The organism is Natronomonas sp. CBA1123, assembly GCF_009741925.1.
In the GTDB taxonomy this organism is placed as follows: Archaea; Halobacteriota; Halobacteria; order Halobacteriales; family Haloarculaceae; genus Natronomonas.
On record NZ_WPCC01000086.1, the window covers coordinates 1 to 1,999 of the forward strand.

At 66.6% G+C, this 1,999-nt stretch carries 1 protein-coding gene and 2 pseudogenes; 1 reads left to right on the forward strand and 2 read right to left on the reverse strand.

All coding sequences use genetic code 11. From position 1 onward, the window contains the following. Together GJ631_RS18310 and GJ631_RS18315 are read right to left on the reverse strand one after the other, a co-directional pair. A pseudogene (locus tag GJ631_RS18310) lies at window positions 1–219 on the reverse strand (hypothetical protein); the annotation flags it as partial. Between the two features lie 32 nt (window positions 220–251). After that, entirely contained in the window at window positions 252–1,034 is a 783-nt protein-coding gene (locus GJ631_RS18315) for a winged helix-turn-helix domain-containing protein (RefSeq protein WP_156710528.1), read from the reverse strand. A 241-nt stretch (window positions 1,035–1,275) separates the two neighbouring features. On the opposite strand from GJ631_RS18315, the pseudogene GJ631_RS18320 reads away from it, so the two are divergent. Then, a pseudogene (locus GJ631_RS18320) lies at window positions 1,276–1,999 on the forward strand (phosphoglucosamine mutase); the annotation flags it as partial.

Below are 1,999 nucleotides of genomic sequence, written 5' to 3' on the forward strand. Positions count from 1 at the left end.
CCCCACGAGAACGTCTTCAGTCGTCGCGACCGCGAGGCGGCCGTCGGCGCTGGCGGCATCAGTCGCGGTGCCGCGGTGGACCAGCGAGAACTCCCCGACGATGTCGTCGGAGACGTCGACACGGGTGATGCCGACGCCGGTCGCGACGAACGCCGTCGTGGTGCCCGTCTTGTCGGCGTAGACGCGTTTCTCGTCGATGCTGATGTCCTCGTCGCTCATACCGTACCTCGGAGGCGAGGGGCCGAAAGCGTTTACACCGGCGTCGAGCGTTCGACCAGTTCCGAGCGCTCGCGGGCCCGCTCGAAGACGGTCCGGCCCCACCTGATGGCGTCGTCGTCGGAGCTGAACGTCGCACCCAGCAGCGACCCGTCGTCGTAGGCGAACAGGCCGATTTCGTCGTCGTCGAACAGCATTACTGCGAACGGGAGTTGCTCGGTTGACGCCCTGAGGTTCAATCCGGGCTCTTCGAGGGCCGCCTCGAAGCGGTCGTAGCTGTCGGCCAGCCGCGATAGCGCGGCCGACTCGGTGACGAGCGTCACCGTCTGGTCGGTTTCCTCGACCCGTTCGTGTGTGGCCTCCAGATACCGCGGCATCCCGACCGGCGAGAGACACCTGAGTTGGACGGTGTTTGCGGCACGGGCTTCCATCCGTTCGAGCGGTCGTTCAGGGGCATTTCGTCCCGTCGTGACGATGTGACCGTGTTCGAACAGCGACGGTGGGTACTGGCGGTCGGCGGGCAAGCCCTCAAGCAGTCGCTCGGCGTCGTTCAGCCGTTCGAGTCGAGCGAGATACGCGTCGTGCCGCTGCCACGCCAACCGCCCGAAACCGGTGAGGCCGTATCCCCCTGCTCGCTGTTCGACCAGCCCCACCTCTTCGAGTTCCTTCAGCGCCTTGTACACCGTCGAACGCGAGACACCGAGTTCGTCGCGCAGTCTCCGCTGGTCGGTCGGCCCGTCCGCCAGCGCCGTCAACAACGACGTTCGCTTGGCGAGTACGTTCGCGACCGTTGACACGTCACGGTCGGGTTCGTCCATATCGGCCCCTAACGAACTACGTTGATAAAGGAATACGCATCGAATCGATGTTTCGAACGTCGAAACGCGTTCGACCCCTCGAAACAGCGTGCGGCGCGTAATCTAAAGGCCCCCGACTGCGCAAGGGTAGGTAGGTCCCCCTGACGCTGCGGTGCCTCCGGAAGGACCATTCCTCCACTTCATCCCGACGCCAGCGGCCGCTGTCGGAACCCCTTTGCCGTCGCCCGCCAACGGGTCAGATATGCAGGTGTTCGGGTCGAGTGGCGTCCGTGGCGTCGCAGGCGAGGAGTTGACGCCGCCGTTCGTCGGACAAGTCGCCGCTGCTGCGGGTACCCAACTCGATACCGAGTCGGTCGCCATCGCTCGTGACACACGAACCACCGGTCGGCTGTTCGCCGACGCCGCCGCGAGCGCCCTTGCCGCCATCGGCTGTGACGTACACCGCCTCGGCATCGTGCCGACGCCGGGCGCTCAAGCCTACGCCGAGCGAACCGGCGTTCCCGTTGTCGTGATTACCGCGAGTCACAACCCACCGGAGTACAACGGCGTGAAACTCGTCGGGGCCAACGGCGTCGAGTTGCCACAGACGACGCTGGAGCGAATCGAGGAGCGCCTCCTCGCGGAGGATTTCACGCTTGTCGGCTACGACGCCGTCGGGTCCCACCGCGAGGTCGACGACGCCCCGGAGCGCTACGTCGACGCGTTACTCGACAGGCTGGCCTCGGAGGGGCACCGCGAACGAATCGCCGACGCCGACCTCACGGTCGCCCTCGACCCCGGTCACGGCGCCGGCTGTCTGACCAGCCCCGAGTTCTTCCGGGAACTCGGCTGTCGCGTCGTCACCGTCAACGCCCAACCCGACGGCCACTTCCCCGGTCGGAACCCGGAACCCGTCGCCGCGAACCTCGGAGACCTGCGGCGACTCGTCGGAGCGACCGACGCCGACCTCGGTATCGCCCACGACG